This window comes from Shewanella sp. Koi 1 (assembly GCF_052907445.1).
Genome location: NZ_JBREJM010000001.1, coordinates 3,478,656 through 3,496,338 on the forward strand (window position 1 = coordinate 3,478,656; position 17,683 = coordinate 3,496,338).

Annotated in this window: 13 protein-coding genes; 7 read left to right on the plus strand and 6 right to left on the minus strand. The window is 47.2% G+C overall.

The genetic code is table 11. The features are described from left to right. Positions 1–40 precede the first annotated feature (40 nt). Positions 41–1,681, minus strand: a complete 1,641-nt coding sequence (locus ACUZ8J_RS15410) for a CTP synthase (RefSeq protein ID WP_037421150.1) — start codon at positions 1,679–1,681, stop codon at positions 41–43. A 116-nt stretch (positions 1,682–1,797) separates the two neighbouring features. Continuing rightward, complete coding sequence (gene mazG, locus ACUZ8J_RS15415; RefSeq protein ID WP_446694293.1) at positions 1,798–2,736, minus strand: nucleoside triphosphate pyrophosphohydrolase; 939 nt, start codon at positions 2,734–2,736, stop codon at positions 1,798–1,800. 764 nt (positions 2,737–3,500) lie between these two features. On the opposite strand from mazG, the gene ACUZ8J_RS15420 reads away from it, so the two are divergent. Continuing rightward, complete coding sequence (locus ACUZ8J_RS15420; RefSeq protein ID WP_282633754.1) at positions 3,501–4,478, plus strand: transposase; 978 nt, start codon at positions 3,501–3,503, stop codon at positions 4,476–4,478. Positions 4,479–4,677: 199 nt separating this feature from the next. Then, on the plus strand, positions 4,678–4,929 hold the full coding sequence (locus tag ACUZ8J_RS15425; RefSeq protein ID WP_282633753.1) for a hypothetical protein: 252 nt from the start codon (positions 4,678–4,680) through the stop codon (positions 4,927–4,929). Positions 4,930–5,693: 764 nt separating this feature from the next. Here ACUZ8J_RS15425 and ACUZ8J_RS15430 read toward each other — a convergent pair. The 3 genes from ACUZ8J_RS15430 to rlmD form a co-directional block, all read right to left on the minus strand. Next, positions 5,694–5,834 (minus strand): hypothetical protein, encoded by a 141-nt coding sequence (locus tag ACUZ8J_RS15430; RefSeq protein ID WP_282633752.1) that lies wholly within the window; start codon positions 5,832–5,834, stop codon positions 5,694–5,696. 161 nt (positions 5,835–5,995) lie between these two features. Next, positions 5,996–8,203, minus strand: coding sequence for a GTP diphosphokinase (gene relA, locus ACUZ8J_RS15435; RefSeq protein WP_144344788.1), 2,208 nt, complete (start codon positions 8,201–8,203; stop codon positions 5,996–5,998). A 189-nt stretch (positions 8,204–8,392) separates the two neighbouring features. After that, complete coding sequence (gene rlmD, locus ACUZ8J_RS15440; protein WP_446694294.1) at positions 8,393–9,742, minus strand: 23S rRNA (uracil(1939)-C(5))-methyltransferase RlmD; 1,350 nt, start codon at positions 9,740–9,742, stop codon at positions 8,393–8,395. Positions 9,743–9,843: 101 nt separating this feature from the next. On the opposite strand from rlmD, the gene barA reads away from it, so the two are divergent. The 3 genes from barA (at position 9,844) to ACUZ8J_RS15455 (ending at position 13,556) form a co-directional block, all read left to right on the plus strand. Next, a complete protein-coding gene (gene barA, locus ACUZ8J_RS15445; protein WP_446694295.1) occupies positions 9,844–12,651 on the plus strand; it encodes a two-component sensor histidine kinase BarA in 2,808 nt (935 codons plus the stop codon). Continuing rightward, a complete protein-coding gene (locus tag ACUZ8J_RS15450) occupies positions 12,626–13,225 on the plus strand; it encodes a YjaG family protein (RefSeq protein WP_011716210.1) in 600 nt (199 codons plus the stop codon). Before barA ends, ACUZ8J_RS15450 begins: the two co-directional genes overlap by 26 nt. 97 nt (positions 13,226–13,322) lie before the next feature. Next, positions 13,323–13,556: a DUF3319 domain-containing protein gene (locus ACUZ8J_RS15455; protein WP_011625558.1), complete on the plus strand. Its 234-nt coding sequence runs from the start codon at positions 13,323–13,325 to the stop codon at positions 13,554–13,556. Between the two features lie 5 nt (positions 13,557–13,561). Here ACUZ8J_RS15455 and lldR read toward each other — a convergent pair whose 3' ends face one another. Continuing rightward, entirely contained in the window at positions 13,562–14,461 is a 900-nt protein-coding gene (lldR, locus tag ACUZ8J_RS15460; protein ID WP_088210817.1) for a LysR family transcriptional regulator LldR, read from the minus strand. A gap of 276 nt (positions 14,462–14,737) precedes the next feature. On the opposite strand from lldR, the gene ACUZ8J_RS15465 reads away from it, so the two are divergent. Together ACUZ8J_RS15465 and recN are read left to right on the plus strand one after the other, a co-directional pair. Continuing rightward, positions 14,738–15,700, plus strand: a complete 963-nt coding sequence (locus ACUZ8J_RS15465; RefSeq protein ID WP_446694296.1) for an AEC family transporter — start codon at positions 14,738–14,740, stop codon at positions 15,698–15,700. Positions 15,701–15,829: 129 nt separating this feature from the next. Next, complete coding sequence (gene recN / locus ACUZ8J_RS15470; RefSeq protein ID WP_446694297.1) at positions 15,830–17,488, plus strand: DNA repair protein RecN; 1,659 nt, start codon at positions 15,830–15,832, stop codon at positions 17,486–17,488. The last annotated feature ends 195 nt before the right edge of the window (positions 17,489–17,683 follow it).

The window sequence follows — 17,683 nt, forward strand, 5'->3', positions numbered from 1 at the left end:
CAAAAGGCCGGGCCCACTGTCGCGGGTCCGGCCTTAAAATTTATTTCTTCAGATCACGTTTTTGATGTGCACTCGCGGCAGCAACGAAACCTTCGAACAATGGATGACCATCGCGTGGGGTCGAAGTAAATTCTGGGTGGAATTGACCCGCTACAAACCAAGGATGATCTTTGAGCTCAATCATCTCAACCAGTTTACGGTCAGAAGATAAACCACTAAATACCAGACCCGCTTGTTCTAAACGTTCTCTGTACTTGTTGTTCACTTCGTAACGGTGACGGTGACGCTCAACACAAGTGTTACCTTTGTACGCTTGCGCCGCTTTTGAGCCTTCCAACAGGTGACATAACTGCGCACCTAAACGCATAGTGCCACCTAAATCAGAGGCTTCATGGCGTTGTTCAACATTACCTTCTTCGTCAACCCATTCAGTGATTAAGCCAACCACTGGGAATGGCGTTGCTTTATTGAATTCGGTTGAGTGAGCATCGGCCATGCCTGCAACGTTACGGGCAAATTCAATCAGTGCCACTTGCATACCTAAACAGATACCGAAGTATGGCAGGTTGTTTTCACGGGCAAATTTAGCCGCCTGAATCTTACCTTCCACACCGCGTTCACCGAAGCCGCCTGGAACTAAGATACCGTCTAAACCTTGTAAGACTTCATCGCCTTTGGCTTCAACGGTTTGTGAGTCGATATACTTGATGGTAACTGATACGCGATTTTTCAGACCTGCGTGTTTTAACGCTTCGTTGACTGATTTATAGGCGTCTGGCAGTTCGATGTATTTACCCACCATACCAATCACGACTTCGCCGTTTGGATTGGCTTCTTGGTAAATGACGTTTTCCCACTCAGACAAGTCAGCTTCGCGGCATTCTAAGCCAAAACGCTTAACGACTAAGTCATCTAAGCCCTGTGAGCGCAGCAGCGCTGGGATCTTGTAGATGCTGTCGACGTCTTTTAATGAAATAACTGCACGTTCTTCAACGTTACAGAATAGCGAAATCTTCGCACGCTCGTTGGCAGGAATCGCACGGTCGCCACGGCAGATCAATACGTCTGGTGCAATACCGATAGAACGCAACTCTTTTACAGAGTGTTGAGTCGGTTTCGTTTTCACTTCGCCCGCAGCGCCTAAGAATGGCACTAAGGTTAAATGCATAAACAGGGTACGATCCCGGCCCAGTTCAACGCCTAATTGGCGAATAGACTCAAGGAATGGCAGTGATTCGATATCACCCACAGTACCGCCGATTTCAACGATAGCCACATCGTGACCTTCGCCACCAGCTAATACTTTTTCTTTGATCGCGTTAGTGATGTGCGGGATCACCTGAATGGTCGCGCCTAAATAGTCACCTCGACGTTCTTTACGTAATACTTCTTCGTAAATACGGCCTGTGGTGAAGTTGTTGCGACGATTCATCTTAGTGCGGATGAAACGCTCATAGTGGCCTAGGTCGAGGTCTGTTTCTGCGCCGTCCTCAGTCACAAACACTTCACCATGTTGCGTTGGGCTCATGGTACCTGGATCAACGTTAATGTATGGGTCCAGTTTCATGATGGTTACATTGAGACCACGGGCCTCTAAAATTGCGGCTAATGAAGCGGCTGCAATGCCTTTACCTAGTGATGAAACCACACCACCAGTAACGAAGATATACCTTGTAGTCATGCTGAACCTGAGAAAATGAGTTTGAAAATACGTGCTTGTAAGAAAGCACTAGGACGGGGCAGTAGTATACCAAAGGTGTTGCCATTCGACAAACACCAATCCGGATAATTTGCCCTTTATCTTGGCTCGCCCTGTTTAACCTTATCCCAGTAGGCATCTAACTCTTCTAAGCTATGTTCTTCTAATGCTTTATTATTTTGCCTTGCAAATGCCTCAACACCTTTAAAACGGCGTTCAAATTTAACATTGGCTTGGCGCAGCGCTTGTTCTGGGTCCACCTTTAAATGACGCGCCAAATTCACCACTGCAAATAATAAGTCACCCATTTCGGCCTGAACTTTGGCTTGGTCGAGCGTTGGCTGGTTCACCTCCGCCAGCACTTCCTCAATTTCCTCATGGATTTTTGCCACAACTGGCTCAAGCTCAGGCCAATCGAACCCAACGCGCGCGACCCGCTGTTGAATTTTGATAGAACGGGATAACGCTGGCTGTGCGCGCGGAATATCATCCAGCACAGAAACCTCGCTTGGTGACGTCACCCCAGCCGCTAATGCCTTTTGCTCACGCTCGCTGGCTTTGATTGCTTCCCAATTGGCCTTCATTTGCTGACTACTAGCATCGGCCTCAAACGTGGCTTCGCCAAACACATGGGGATGACGGCGGGTCAGCTTATCAGTGATTTTATTGACGACTGTGCTGAAATCAAACCTGCCCTGCTCTTTGCCAAGCTGACAATAAAACACCACTTGGAATAATAAATCCCCCAGCTCATCAGGTAATTCATCTAAGGCTAAACGTTCAATGGTATCGGCCACCTCATAGGCCTCTTCGAGGGTAAAAGGCACTATGGTTTGAAAAGTCTGCGCCTTATCCCAAGGACAACCCGTTTGCGGATCGCGCAGCTTCTCCATAATCTTCAATAGTGGAGCGACATCGGTTGCTGAAACTGCTGTTGCGGGAAGCTTATTTGGTGATGGCACTTTTGAAGAGGGTTCTTTGGTTGATAGCTCTGTTGCTGAAAGCTCAGTAGTAGAAGGCGTGGTATGGGAAGTCATGCAGATATCCTTTCAAGAAAGAGAGTCGACACAGGTGCAGGATGCGTAAACAGGAATACACTCAAGCTGAGTCGCAACTAAGGCCGTAATAAGGGCAATAAAACGCTAATAATAAAGTAGCCAAGCTCAAAGTGCTATTTTGAGTCTGATATTAGGCTTTAACGAAGAGGATATGCCCCATTGTGCGTTGGCAAATTGGCATCTAGCTAACTCCAGCAGAAGAACATTGACCCAATTTAAGTAATGCTACAGAGTTTTAGCCTGATCCTTTATCACCTCCTAACCAATGAAAAAAAGTGGTACGAGTGTTATTCTAAATGCAGTGATTTAAAGTCAATAATTAATCAATCGTTAGCATAACACAATAAGAAAGCTAAAATGATATCAAGTAATTACCCATCAAACCGTATAAAAAACTTCTATCGCAAAAAAGCAAATCCCTATAGCATCATTTGTACCAATTGACATGGATGTGGCAGCGGCCAAGTCCAGCAAGCGATTTATGTGCAGCAAACAGCACAGCGTATAAATACTAAGACGTGATGCATCGGAGACATCTGCATGAGAACAAAGCCAAATGGTCATATATGGATGGCAGCTGAACAATTTTTTAATGCTGCAGAGCACATTTGGAATGATGACACCGCTGAACTTGAACGTTACGTGTACCCGCTGATAGTAACAAAACATGGACACCCAACCTTAATAGCGAGGTAGCTAACCTCCGACTATGCTTTGGTTAAGCATTGAACAAGGAGGTTTGTATGCCGCGCCCTCGCAGAACTCAGATAAGTCTTGAAGACACGCCCTATTACCATTGCTGTAGCCGCGTGGTGCGGCGGGCATTTTTATGTGGTGATGACAGTTACTCGGGTAAAAATTATGACCATCGTCGAGGTTGGGTAGAATCGCTAATGTTTGAACTTGAAGCTGTTTTTGCTATTGATATCGCAGCCTTTGCCGTGATGTCTAATCATCTGCATCTGGTGTTGCGAGTCGATATCGAGACGGCAAATCGTTGGACTGACCGCGAAGTGCTTGAGCAGTGGCATAAGTTGTTTAAAGGCGATGAGTTAACGCAAAAATTCGCTAAAGGTGAGTTAGTCGAAGCCCATCAGGTCAACCGATTAAAGCACTCAATCGCCCTTTATCGTAGTCGTTTGTGTGATATCTCATGGTTTATGCGCTGCCTTAACGAACCAATAGCAAGGCAAGCAAATCAAGAGGATAACTGTACAGGTCGTTTCTGGGAGGGGCGATTTAAATCGCAAGCCCTACTCGATGAAGCTGCGGTATTAGCCTGTATGACCTATGTTGATTTGAATCCGATTCGAGCGCAACTTGCTGATACACTAGAACAATCCGACCATACCAGTATCCAACTACGTATTCGGGCCGCATTAAAAGGTGAGCAGCCGAGTAATCTATTACCGTTTATTGGTAACGAGTGTGACAACCAACCCAATGGCATTGCGTTTTCCTTAACCGATTACCTTCAATTGGTGGAAGATACAGGCCGAATCATTCGCAATGATAAACGTGGAAGCATTAGTGAAAATAGTGGTAAGTTACTGACCAGATTAAATATCCCCCATGACAATTGGCTCAAATTGACTACCGAGTTTGGTAAGCTATTTCATGGTCCAGTAGGCACATTACAAGAACTGACTCATTACTGCGAACGCTTAGAAAAGCGACGACGGCACTTTGTCGCAAGCTGCCAGCACTTTTACAGTGAGTGACAACTGCTTATATCCCTTCGACAACAATCATTGCCTAAAACTTCCCAAGCACTATGGGATGACTTACCTCGTCTGAAATACACTATTTTTGAAGGAATTAGCTCAATTTATTACCTCAGATGCTATCCCTGTGACTTTTGATGATTCTTTTTTGAACAATATTAACTTTTACAAGTTGTAGGTAAACGGAAAGTGCATTATGTTGTTGATTCAAAATGGGTGGCTCGATTTATTTGTGCGGGGCGGAGGAGTGGGTACAGCTCTATCCATTGGTTATTCGGTAGTAGATGTTACATATCCAGGCGGATGGATACAGGCGAATAAAGACGCCAATAGAGGTATATCGCAATTTTCAAAAGAAATTGATACACATAATATCCAGAAAGGATGGCGAGAAGACCCTGTGAATACAATGAAACAAATTTTTGGGGTACCGGTGATTAAATTATGAAAACTTTTTTCTTTGACGACTTTCTAATTGGTGGGTGGGCGTACGCAAGACGTCATGGTACGTCAGACGATCGTGCTTGTAGTCTTGCTGTCGCTCAAGTTGAGCTATTTATCTTATTTCCTCTCATGCCTTGGTTAGTTCTGTTACTAAAATATTTAAAGTTCGAAAGTTCCAATATTATGTACGTGATAATTGGTTCTGCAATCATGTTGGGCATTATTTTTGAATTATATGTCAGTAAGAAAGGTCTGTTTAGAGATATAGATTTCCACAGTGAAGAAGTAAGCAAAAAGATCAAAAAGTGTACATATTTTTTTGTTTTTCTATTTTTCTATATGCCACTATCAACCTACATTACGTGGCCCATTATGAGGCAGCTCTAATTTCTATTAGCACCATTTTTGGGGCTTTTTCTTGCCTGAAACTGGGCAATTCAACCAGCAGACTGGGCAGTCGTGACCAGTAGAAGCGTTCAGTCTGTAACAGCCGTGTGGGCAACTTGGTGCAGCGCCACCAACTGATGACACTGACGCAATTGATCGCTTCTGCTGTTTATGGGTGATCACTTCTACTGCTTTGAGCTGCTCAGTCTGCTGCAAGTGTTGGCAAAATGAGTTTTAGAAGAGCATTCGCTTTAGGATGGCTTGTTCATCGGTTTTAATACTAACGTTCAATAGTTGCCTTACAAATATTAATCCGAAACTAATGGACTAGAGTAAAAAATCTATCACGCTTTTGTCCCAAAACGGGACACGTACCTTCTTTCAAACCGACAGATTACGCCGATACCAAAAAGGTGAGCCATGGAGATTAGCGAGACGACCGTCCGCCCCATGGACGGGGCGGTCGAGCATCCAAGGACGGACTTGCTGCGCGTCGGGGAGCAAGTGCCATGGCTCATCCATCAATCTTCCGCAGCTTTCAATTGACCAAATAAGTGATTTAGCCGTATAGGTATTAGCACTCCTATTTTAACGTTTTTACCCTACAAACTCCCAAATACAAAAAAGCGGTAGCGCTTTATGCCCTACCGCCTTTTACAACCGATAACCAATGGAGTCGAGAATTACAATCTGCGCGCTTCTATCACGCTATCGACTTGGGAGAGCTTAGATAACACCCGCGATAAGCCATCGAGATTATAAAGTTCTAATTCCAGCTCAATGGCTGCCGTCTGATTCTTAATATCCGATGACGAGCTCATGGCGAGTACATTGGACTTTTCGGCGGCGAGTACTGAGGTGAGATCCCGCAATAAGCCGCTGCGATCATGTGCCAAGACGCGCAGGCGCATGCGATAACCGCCGGAGTAATTTTCGCCCCAAACTACATCGACGCCACGCTCTGGGTGAACGCGCATCAACTCTTTCACCTGCTCACAGTCGGAGCGATGCACCGAAATACCGCGCCCTTTGGTGATAAAGCCTAAAATCTCATCCCCTGGCACGGGCTGGCAGCAACGGGCGATATGACTGAGTAAGTTACCCACGCCATTCACTTCCACCTGCCCACGGCTATTAGTGCCAGATTTAGGTTGGCTCTTCTTAACTAATTCTTCAACCGCATCTTCTTCGCTCGCCTCATCGAGGCGCAACTTACTCTGGATATGGTTAACAACCTGATGTAAACGCACATCACCGCCACCGATTGCCGCAAGCAAGTCGTCCATACTTGCCATATTAAAACGTTCAACGGCGATGGCTGCATCTTTGATTTTAAGGCTCACACGCGCCAGCTCGGCTTCGAGCATTTCTTTACCGGCGATAATGTTTTTATCGCGGTCTTGCTGCTTAAACCAATGCTGAATTTTCGAGCGCGCCCGCGATGTGCGGATATAACCTAAGTTTGGATTGAGCCAATCGCGCTTAGGATTAGGGTGCTTCGAGGTAATGATCTCGATACGCTCACCCGTTTCAACCTGATAAGTAAACGGCACAATGCGGCCATCGACCTTAGCACCGATACACTTATGGCCGACCTGCGAGTGAATATAATAGGCAAAGTCGAGCACGGTTGAGCCAAGTGGCAAGTCAACCACTTCACCGCTTGGGGTAAACACATAGACTCGGTCTTCAAACACTTGGCTGCGGACTTCTTCGACCAAGTTGCCGCTTTCAACCACGTCCTCCTGCCATTGCAGAATTTTACGCAGCCAATTGATTTTTTCTTCGTAGCCGCTTTGCTTACCGGAGTGATTACCCTCTTTGTATTTCCAGTGCGCGGCAACCCCCAGCTCTGCATCTTCATGCATATCTTGGGTACGAATTTGAATTTCAACGGTTTTACCCTCAGGCCCCACCACAACCGTATGGATGGATTGATAACCGTTAGGTTTAGGGTTGGCCACGTAGTCATCGAACTCGCGCGGGATATGATGCCAAAGAGTGTGCACTACGCCTAAGGCGCCATAACAGTCCTGCAAACGCTCTGTGACAATCCGCACGGCGCGCACGTCAAACAACTCATCAAACTTGAGGTGTTTGCCCTTCATCTTGCGCCAGATGCTGTAGATATGTTTTGGACGACCATACACCTTAGCGCGGATATGATCCTCATCGAGGCGTTGTTGCAACTGTTCAACAAATTTTTCGATATAGACTTCGCGGTCTAACCGCTTACCATCAAGCTGTTTGGCAATGTCCTTGTAGGTATCTGGATGCAGATAACGGAAGGAAATATCTTCTAATTCCCACTTTAACTGACCAATCCCCAAACGGTTAGCGAGCGGCGCATAGATATCGGCAATTTCACGGGCCAGCAAGACGCGGGTTTCTTCGTCGGCATTTTTCACGGCGCGCAGCAAACAAACACGCTCGGCCAGTTTTATCACCACGGCGCGCACGTCTTCGACCATCGCCAGCAACATGCGGCGGATATTGTCGATTTGCGGCTCGGTTGAGCGGCTATTGGGATTGATTTTTAACGCGCCAATGGCATCCATGGTCACCACGCTGGCGACTAACCGCGCCAGCGGCTCACCAAACTTTTCTTTGATCGCTTCTTCGTCTAATAAACCGGCATCAAACACCACAAACAGGATGGCCGCTTGCAGCGTCTCAATGTCCATATTCAGAGGCGCGAGGATTTCAATCATCTCGCGGGCACGTTCGAGCAGTTCTCTTTTCGCGGCAGGACTCTTAGCGGGTAAAGCATCGACCTGCTCAATCAGGGCGAGTAAGGTTTGCGCCTCCTCGACATGACTAACATAGCGAGCCACCCACTCTTCAAGATGAAAATCGGGATCATTAAAGTGCGCTTCGCGAACAGAGACCATCTAATTTATTTCCTTATTCGTGCTCAGAGAAAAGTGGCACCACCTCGGCACTCCTATCTTCAGCATTGGCACGGACTTGTCAAACCCAACGAGACGAAACTTCACATTTTTTACGTTATTCAAACGCTTTGCTTACTTTACACTCGAATAACGCGGGCAAGTGAAGCAACCTTGCCCCACCGATAAGCCTTATTTTGCAAGCTCAAACAACGCCATGGCTTCGATATGATGTGTCTGCGGGAACATATCGATTAAGCCTAACTTTTGTAACTTGTAACCACGTTCGAGTAACACCGCACTGTCGCGGGCCAAGCTCGCCGGATTACAAGACACATAAACCACTTGGCGGGGCTTCATCTTCTTAAGCCATTGCAAACTCTCAAACGCCCCCGCGCGGGCAGGGTCGAGTAGCAATTTATCAATCTTGCCCATCCAAGGCTCACAGGATAAATCGGCACTTAAGTCGCCATGGTAAAAGGTTAAATTGCTCAAGCCATTCGCCGCCGCGTTTTCACGGGCTTGGCTGACCATTTCTGGTACCCCTTCAACCCCAATCACTTCGGCGCCCAGTTTAGCTAAAGGCAAACTGAAGTTCCCCATACCACAGAAGAGATCGAGAATACGCTCACCCGGCTGTGGTGCTAACCAGTCTAACGCCTGCGCCACCATGGCCTTGTTAATTTGCGCGTTGACTTGTACAAAGTTGCCTGGGGTAAAGGTTAAGCTCACAGGGGTTGCATCGACTTTATCATCGAGTAACTGGTAAACAGGCAATAACAGCGTGCCATTCACCCCATGGAACTCACCGTTGTTGTCTTGCAAACAAATATGAATTTGATGCTGCTCGGCAAACTGCGCAAGCTTTGCCATATCCTTATCGTTTAAGGATTTAGTGATCCGAATTACCGCAAAATGGCCATTGTCGGCATCAATTAACTCTAAGTGCCCAAGGCTCGATTTGGCCACCAGCTGATTAAGCAACTTAGCAAATGGCGCGATTAAATCCGCTAAGGGTTTCGCCAAGACTAAACAGGTATCAATAGGCACCACTTGGTTGCTGCTTGAGGCGCGAAACCCTAGGCTCAACTGCTTGGTATTTTTATCAAATAGGGTCGCAAGGCGGGCGCGACGACGATAGTGCCACCCTTCGCCGGTCAATGCGGGCACTGAGTTGCCTTCGGCGCCAGCAAATTTAGCCATAATATCAACCAAGGCCGCTGACTTATGCTCGCGCTGGCCAGCTAATGACATATGCTGTAAATCGCAGCCACCACAGCTATGGTAATGTGGGCATAGCGGCGTGACTCGCTCAGCGCTCGGCGTCTCAACTTTAATCAGCTTGGCTCGAGCATAGTTTTTCTTTTGTTCGGTCAGCTGCGCCTGCACAGTTTCATTCGGCAAGGCGCCGGGGATAAATACGACTTTTCCCTGATGTTGTGCTATACCTGCCCCTAGATGATCCAGCTGGTGCACGCTAAAGGACTGCTTCGCGGACAATTGCTTGGAACTATTTGGTTTTGCTTTAAAAAATTGTGCCATTTCGGCCTCTAAATCAATAAAAAACTGGTAAAGACCGCCCTTTTTCTGGCAGTCTTATAAAATTATATCGTCCCTAGAACTTAGGAAACTGCGCTGCGGCTATGAACCCTGTCAACAACATGACCAAATACAGCTTACGTTCCTGGGTTCTGGTGCTTGCGCTTGCGCCGACGATCTTAGTCGGTATTCTGCTGGGCAGCTACTTTACCATAAATCGCTTCTATGAACTCGAAGATACGCTGATTGAACAGGGCAGCAATATTATCGAGCCTCTAGCGATTGCCAGTGAAGTCGGACTCGTGGGCAATGACAGAGAGGCGACCAAACGCCTCCTTGCCGCCGCACAGCTGAATAAATCCACGCTCGTTAAATCCATCGCTATTTTTGATATTCAAAATCAACTGTTTGTCACATCGCATTACCACAAAGATTTCGAAATCATGCGCTATAAAGAGGCGCTGACGAATCTGCATAAAACCGAAATCGAACATGTGGGCGACAGCCTTATCCTACGCACACCGATTTTTGCCACCGCACCACCTGCGGCGGGCGCGCCCGTCAATTTTGATATCCAAACCGATAATGGCGAGCTGCTCGGCTATATTTCGGTGATTATCAATAAAGAACGCGCGCTACTCGAACAACATAGGGCCGCCGTGGCCGCCTTTATTATCGTCTTGATTGGGGTGCAATTAAACCTGTTGTTTACCTTTCGTCTGGTGAAAAACGTCACCCAGCCGATTACCGAAATGGTGCGGGTGGTCGCCAAAATCCGTGAGGGTAAACTCGATGCCAGGCTCGAGGGTAATCTTATCGGTGAGTTGGATTTACTCAAACGCGGTATTAACGCCATGGCGGGCTCGCTCTCGGAATATCACGATGAGATGCAGCAAAATATCGATCAGGCAACTTCGGATCTGCGGGAAACCTTAGAGCAGATTGAGATCCAAAACGTCGAGCTCGATTTAGCCAAAAAACGCGCGTTAGAAGCCAGCCGCATTAAGTCAGAGTTTTTGGCGAATATGTCCCATGAACTGCGAACACCGCTTAATGGTGTGATTGGTTTTGCGCGCCAACTCGTTAAAACCCCGCTGCACTCGAGCCAAGTCGATTACATTAATACCATTGAGCGCAGCGCGACTAACCTACTGGCGATTATCAACGATATCCTCGACTTCTCTAAACTCGAAGCCGGTAAAATGGTGCTAGAAAGCATGCCATTTGGTTTAAGGGAAACCTTGGGTGAAACTATCACCTTAATCTCCGGTAGCGCGCAGGCCAAAGGGCTTGAGTTAGTGGTTGATATTGCGCCGAATGTCCCCGACAACGTTAATGGCGATGCCATGCGTGTGTGTCAAATTATCAATAATTTAGTGGGCAATGCCATCAAGTTTACCGATTCGGGCAGCGTATTAGTCAAGTTAGAGTTACAAAACCAAACCGATGATCAAGTAATCCTGCGCTGTGATGTGATCGATACCGGCATTGGGATTGATGAAAACCAACAGGACTTCCTGTTCCAAGCCTTTGGCCAAGCGGACTCCTCGATTTCTCGCCGCTTTGGTGGAACAGGGCTAGGACTAGTCATCACTAAGCGTCTCGTCAATCAAATGGGCGGCCAAATTGGCTTTACTTCTTCGGTGGATAAGGGCTCGAACTTCTGGTTCACCCTACCATTAGGCCTAGGTCAATTCCAGATTGGCGATTCGCTACCCCTTGAAAAACTCAAAGACAAGACAGTGCTGTTTTATGAGCCCAGAGTCCTCACCCATTCAGTAATTAGTCGTCAGCTAAAACAGTGGGATACAAAAGTAACCCACCATCAACACATTCCAAGCTTGTTAACGACGCTCTCGACCACTGAGCATCAGTTCGATTATGTGTTATTGAGCTGCCATGGATTTAGCAATTCTAACCAATTGCTCGGTACCTTAAACCAAGCTAAGGATAAGACGGATTGTTTAATCGTACTGTTCGATTGCCAAGAGCAGGAAGTACTAAGCCAGTTTATTCGCCCCAATGCCGATGTGGTGTTGTCACTGCCGGTGAGTGAACATCAATTGGCGCGTAATATGCTCTATCCACCAATGGAATACGACATTTTACCTCCCGTGGCGATTACCGTTCCCGCCGCGCGTCAGTCCCTTACGGTGTTGGCGGTGGATGATAACTTTGCCAATTTAAAACTGATTGATACCCTGCTTAACGAGTTAGTGACGACCGTCATTGCCGTTAACAGCGGTGAAGAAGCCGTGAAGCAGGCTAAGAGTCGCACCTTTGACCTTATCTTTATGGATATTCAGATGCCGGGCACCGACGGCATCAGCGCCACTAAGCAAATCCGCCAAGGGTCGATGAACCGCAACACGCCCATTATTGCCGTGACCGCCCACGCGATTGCCGAGGAACGTGAACTGATTTTAGGCAGCGGCATGGATGGTTACTTGCCTAAGCCTATCGACGAAGCCGCCCTCAAAGCGGAGATAAACCGCTGGATCACTCGGCCCAAGTTCACCCACTTCGATTTACACACCCTCAACTGGGATCTTTGCTTAACCCAAGCCAACCATAAGTCGGATTTAGCCTTAGATATGTTGCGCATGTTATTGGATTCCTTGCCACAAACGGTCTCGGCAATTGAGACGGCGCTGAGTCAGAACGATCAAGCGACTATGCTCACCACTATCCATAAACTCCATGGTGCCAGTTGCTATTGTGGGGTGCCGACCACACAGCGATTATGCCAAGAGATTGAATCGGCATTGAAACGGGATGCCCGTGTCGAAGATCTCGAACCGGAAATACTAGAGTTACTTGATGAGCTAACTAAGGTAGAATCGGCGGCAAAACAAGTGCTATCACAGCTATCAGCGGAAATAACAGATGACCAAAAAAACGGGCTTCTTTAAGCGTTTAAAGGCGCTAGAACTACCACAGAAAAAACTCTTTGCCATTGCCCTTTGCCAACGAATGTTACCTAACTATCAATTGTTTTCAGAGGTTTGCGAGTTTGGCGATCCTGCGGTATTAAGCACTGTGCTCGATCTTCTTTGGCAATCCCAGTACGACAACAAGCTGAAATTCAACATTGATGTGCATCTACAGCGCTTAGAAGATAACACCCCAGAACCCGCCGATTTTGATAACTATGGCGTATACCCAGCGATGGATGCCGTAGTTGCTCTGTCTACGTTACTCGGTGCGATTCAAACCGATCTTGAAGAAGATATCACCAATATCAGCAAGTTATCCTCAAGCACTGTGGCAAACTACATCGAGACCATCAGCGATGTGGATCTAACCGATGATGCCTTAGATGACTATGTCTTCGCCCATGAAGTGATGGAAGAAGAGCGCGAACTGCAAAATACGCTGCTGGAAATCATCGAAGAAAATCCTAAGATCACCGCAGAGTTGGTGAAAGGTTTACGCAAAGAGATTATCGAAGCGGGTGTCTCGAATATCGGTATTAGCGTCGCGTAAGTGAGCCCAGCTACCTAAGAGTGATTCACTATTAGGTAGCATCTTATCCAAGGGATAACACTGCGAGGAGTAGGATTAAGCCAAGTATCCATTCAATATGAAAAAACTCGTTTACCAAGGATTTATCTTAACCAATAGCGAAGGTCGCACCGATACCTGGAAACTCACCATAGGCCAGCAAAGCCGTATTGGTTCTCTGTTTGAACTGCGCCGTTTAGTCAATTACTACCTTGAACTGGGGATTGTGCCCGCCACCCGCGCTAGCCTGCAAGAGGCGAAGCAGACCCAAAACTCCATGAGTAAAAATCCGCTAAAACCCCGCAAACGCTAACGAGCTTAAATCATCGAAAACAGTTCGGGCGCCTTAGACTGCATAAACTCTATAAATACTTTTACCTTTAGCGGCTGCTGACTCCGCTGGTGGTACAGAATCGATATTCTGCGTTGCTCACCTATCCATTCGGGCAAGAGTACTTTTAACTGTCCCTCTTTAATCTGCTGTTTTACAAATAATTCTGGGCCATAGAGTATGCCACCGTGATCGAGTGTCGCCTGAATCGCACCGTGTAGATCCGTGAGCGTGAGCTTTGTCGGGCCATTAAAATAAAACGACTCGCCATTTGGATGCTTTAAGTGCCAGTTAAACAGTGGCCACACTTTAATTAACTGATGGGCTTCAAGATCATCGGGATGGGTTAACTTAGGCGCCGAGGCTAAATATTCCGGCGTCGCAAACAGGCGGTAATCGAGTTCGCCTAAGGTGCTCGACACCCAAGAGGAATCGGGCTGAGCACCGCCCACAATCGCCACATCGATCCCTTTATCGATTAAATCCACCAATTCATTGCTTTGGGAAATATGCAGGCGAATATCGGGATATAAACGCCCAAACTCGTTCAATGCACGGATAAAGATGATAGAAATAATCGAAATCGGCGCCGCTATCCGCAATGTTCCTTCCGGCTTATCACTGCCGACACCGCTGAGTTCATCAAATTGGGCAATGACGCTCTGATAGCGTTGAAATAACGCTAGGCCTTCTTCGGTTAACCGCAGCTTACGAGTGCTACGCATAAACAATTGCTTATCGAGCTTCTCCTCAAGTTTGGCCAGCTTGCGACTCACAGTGGCGATGGGCATATCGAGCTCTTTAGCCGCTTGGGAAAAACTCCCCGCATTCACTAAATGCACAAACAGATAAATTAACTGCAGCTCGGCGCCTATATCATCAGCCATTTTCTATCCCAATCGTTTATGTGAGTGCTTGCGTTCAGACTACGCACTAACTCATTGTGTTTTAAACGTAGAATTATTCACTTCTACGACCATAGCGCAATAGCCTCTAGGGGGAATGCTATGCTATTTTGCTAACAGATTTGCTGCGCTAGCGCCGATTATCGTCAATTCGCTGAAATAACATCCCAACCGACCTCACCTTGGCGGCTTGAATGAAATCAAGCATCACTAAGGCTATCTCGCGGGATAAGCAACACAAAAGGATGAGTGAGGGTCATGAACATTTTAACCCCTCTGTTTGCCGTCTTCGGGATCATGCTACTGGGCACATTGGTGCAAAAACTGCGCTTTCTTCCAGTAGAAACAGACCAAGTACTCAATCAATATGTTTACTATATTGCGTTTCCTGCCATCCTGTTGATAGCACTGGCGCAGCAGCCCATTGAAGAGATCCTACAGTGGGGATTTATCGCCGGGTACAGCGCAGCCATGCTGCTGATTTACCTCGTTTGTATCGGCATCTCCCTGCTGGTTAATCCTAAACAACATGCAATTGCCGCCGTGCGCGCCTTAAATGCCACTTTTGGTAATACCGCATTTATCGGTATTCCACTCCTGATAATCTTATTCCCCCAGCAACAAAGCGCCTTAGTTGCCGCTGCGATTGCCAGTTTATTGTCCGTACTCATGTTTGCCGTGGCCTTGGTCTCGCTAGAACTCGCCACCAATAAACAGCGGCAACATCACGCCGCGGTGATCATGCTGTTAGCCGTGGTGAAAAACCCAATTGTGATAGGTTGCTTTATTGGTGTGGCCATCTCGGCATTAGGGATAACTCTCCCCTCCGGTTTGGCAATGATGATCCAGCAGATAGGCAATACGTCCAGCCCCTGTGCCCTCTTTGCCGTCGGCATGGTACTGGCGAAAGCCATGCGCTATCAAAAAGATAGCAAAGTCTTTAGCCTGACAAACTTTATCGAACTGAGCCTTATCAACCTGTTTAAACTTATCCTGCAACCCGCCTTGGTTTACTTCATGTTAAAAGGCGTGGGTGTCACGGGCGACTACCTCGTTATGGGTGTCATTCTTAGTGCCTTGCCCACGGCGGCAAGCGTCTATCTGTTGGCGCAGCGCTATAACACTCAGGCCTCCACCAGTGCTCAAGGGATACTCTTTGGCACTATAGTGACCTTTTTCAGCTTACCCATTCTGGAGCAGCTCGTTAAAACCTATTCATAAACAAATAATTAGGCTTTAGGTTATCGCGATATGTCGAATATTCACCCAAAGCCACTTTACTGTATATAAATTCAGTATATACTGTTTATCAATACAGTGATTTGGTAAGTTTTTCGACAGGAACTCACTATGCTTTGCCAACTCAGCATCAACAATTTCGCTATCGTACGTTTTCTTGAACTGGACTTTCGCCCCGGTATGACCAGCATTACCGGTGAGACTGGCGCGGGAAAATCCATCGCCATTGACGCACTAGGCTTATGCCTAGGTAACCGTGCCGATGCCAGCAGTGTTCGCCCTGGCGCGAGCAAAACCGAAGTCAGTGCCCGATTTTCGCTCGAGGATGTGCCTCTGGCAAAACGCTGGCTTGAAGATAACGATCTCGAACTCGATGATGAGTGTATTCTGCGTCGAACCATTGGCAGTGACGGCCGCTCACGCGCCTATATCAATGGTAATCCCGTCCCTTTGACTCAGTTAAAATTACTGGGGCAATTGCTTGTCGGGATCCATGGCCAGCACGCCCACCATGCCATGTTAAAGAGTGAACATCAGCTCACCTTGCTCGATAGCTACGCCAATCACAGACTACTGATAGACACAGTCGCGGCAAGCTATCAGCGCTGTAAACAAATTGAAGCCGAACTCAAACAATTAGAAGCCTCCCAGCAGGAGCGTATCGCCCGTAAACAGCTGGTGCAATATCAAGTTGAAGAGTTAGATGAGTTTGATCTCAAGGTTGGTGAATTTGAAGAGATTGAACAGGAACACAAACGCCTGGCAAATGGCACCGAGTTGGTAGATAGCTGCCAAGCCAGCCTGTTTTTGCTCACGGATGGTGAAGAGAGCAATATCGAGTCATTACTGAACAAAGCCGTCGGCCTTGCCGAAAATCTGCAAAGTTATGACCCCGCGTTAACCAATGTCAGCACTATGCTGAACGAGGCGCTTATTCAAGTGCAAGAGAGCGCGGGCGAATTGCAGCACTACCTGAGTAAACTTGAGCTCGATCCCGCGCATTTTGCCTATTTAGAGGAAAGGCTCTCTAAAGCCATGCAATTGGCCCGTAAGCACCATGTCAGCCCTGACAAATTAGCCGAGCATCATCTCGCCCTCAGAGCCGAACTCACGACCCTCGATGATGATGAAAATAAGCTAGAAGATATTCAACGCCAAGTGGAAGCCAGTAAAGTGGCCTACCTCGCTAACGCGCAAAAGCTGAGTCAGAGCCGCGCCCGTTATGCAAAAGAGCTGGATAAGTTGGTGACTCAATCCATTCATGAGCTCAACATGCCCAAGGGTAAGTTCACCATTGAAGTGAATTTCAATCCAGAAATCATGTCGATGAACGGCAGCGATAACATAGAGTTTATGGTTACCACCAACCCAGGCCAACCGTTACAACCTATATCAAGGGTTGCCTCAGGCGGCGAATTGTCACGTATTGGCTTAGGTATCCAAGTGATTACCGCGAAAAAGGTTGCCACACCAACACTCATTTTCGACGAGGTGGATGTTGGGATCTCAGGCCCCACTGCAGCCGTGGTTGGACGTATGCTGCGTAGCCTTGGCGAATCGACCCAAGTACTGTGTGTAACCCACTTGCCGCAAGTTGCCGGTAATGGCCATCAGCATATGTTTGTGAATAAATTCAACAAGGGCGGAAGCACTGAAACCACTATGACGCCTTTAGATAGAGAGCAACGTATCCAAGAACTCGCCAGATTACTCGGTGGCGATACTATTACTACCAACACCTTAGCCAATGCGCGGGAGTTATTGCAGTAGGGAGCTATTGCACTAGGTAATTATTGCAGTAGTCACTCACGCTACCCCGCTGTAAATAAAGACGTACACAAATTAAAGGCTCCAAGGGAGCCTTTAATTTTATTTGCAAGGGATAAACCTAAGCAGAGGCATTCACAATATTAGACATTTTAAGACGTTAGAATATTGATATCCCCAGATACTGACTAGCGGAAT

Excerpts from the sequence above, each read along its gene's own strand:
- ACUZ8J_RS15465 (WP_446694296.1), top strand. The coding sequence starts at position 14,738 with ATGAACATTTTAACCCCTCTGTTTGCCGTCTTCGGGATCATGCTACTG.
- mazG (WP_446694293.1), bottom strand. The coding sequence starts at position 2,736 with ATGACTTCCCATACCACGCCTTCTACTACTGAGCTTTCAGCAACAGAG.
- ACUZ8J_RS15455 (WP_011625558.1), top strand. The coding sequence starts at position 13,323 with ATGAAAAAACTCGTTTACCAAGGATTTATCTTAACCAATAGCGAAGGT.
- ACUZ8J_RS15420 (WP_282633754.1), top strand. The coding sequence starts at position 3,501 with ATGCCGCGCCCTCGCAGAACTCAGATAAGTCTTGAAGACACGCCCTAT.
- relA (WP_144344788.1), bottom strand. The coding sequence starts at position 8,203 with ATGGTCTCTGTTCGCGAAGCGCACTTTAATGATCCCGATTTTCATCTT.
- rlmD (WP_446694294.1), bottom strand. The coding sequence starts at position 9,742 with ATGGCACAATTTTTTAAAGCAAAACCAAATAGTTCCAAGCAATTGTCC.
- barA (WP_446694295.1), top strand. The coding sequence starts at position 9,844 with ATGAACCCTGTCAACAACATGACCAAATACAGCTTACGTTCCTGGGTT.
- lldR (WP_088210817.1), bottom strand. The coding sequence starts at position 14,461 with ATGGCTGATGATATAGGCGCCGAGCTGCAGTTAATTTATCTGTTTGTG.
- ACUZ8J_RS15425 (WP_282633753.1), top strand. The coding sequence starts at position 4,678 with ATGTTGTTGATTCAAAATGGGTGGCTCGATTTATTTGTGCGGGGCGGA.
- ACUZ8J_RS15450 (WP_011716210.1), top strand. The coding sequence starts at position 12,626 with ATGACCAAAAAAACGGGCTTCTTTAAGCGTTTAAAGGCGCTAGAACTA.
- ACUZ8J_RS15430 (WP_282633752.1), bottom strand. The coding sequence starts at position 5,834 with ATGGATGAGCCATGGCACTTGCTCCCCGACGCGCAGCAAGTCCGTCCT.
- ACUZ8J_RS15410 (WP_037421150.1), bottom strand. The coding sequence starts at position 1,681 with ATGACTACAAGGTATATCTTCGTTACTGGTGGTGTGGTTTCATCACTA.
- recN (WP_446694297.1), top strand. The coding sequence starts at position 15,830 with ATGCTTTGCCAACTCAGCATCAACAATTTCGCTATCGTACGTTTTCTT.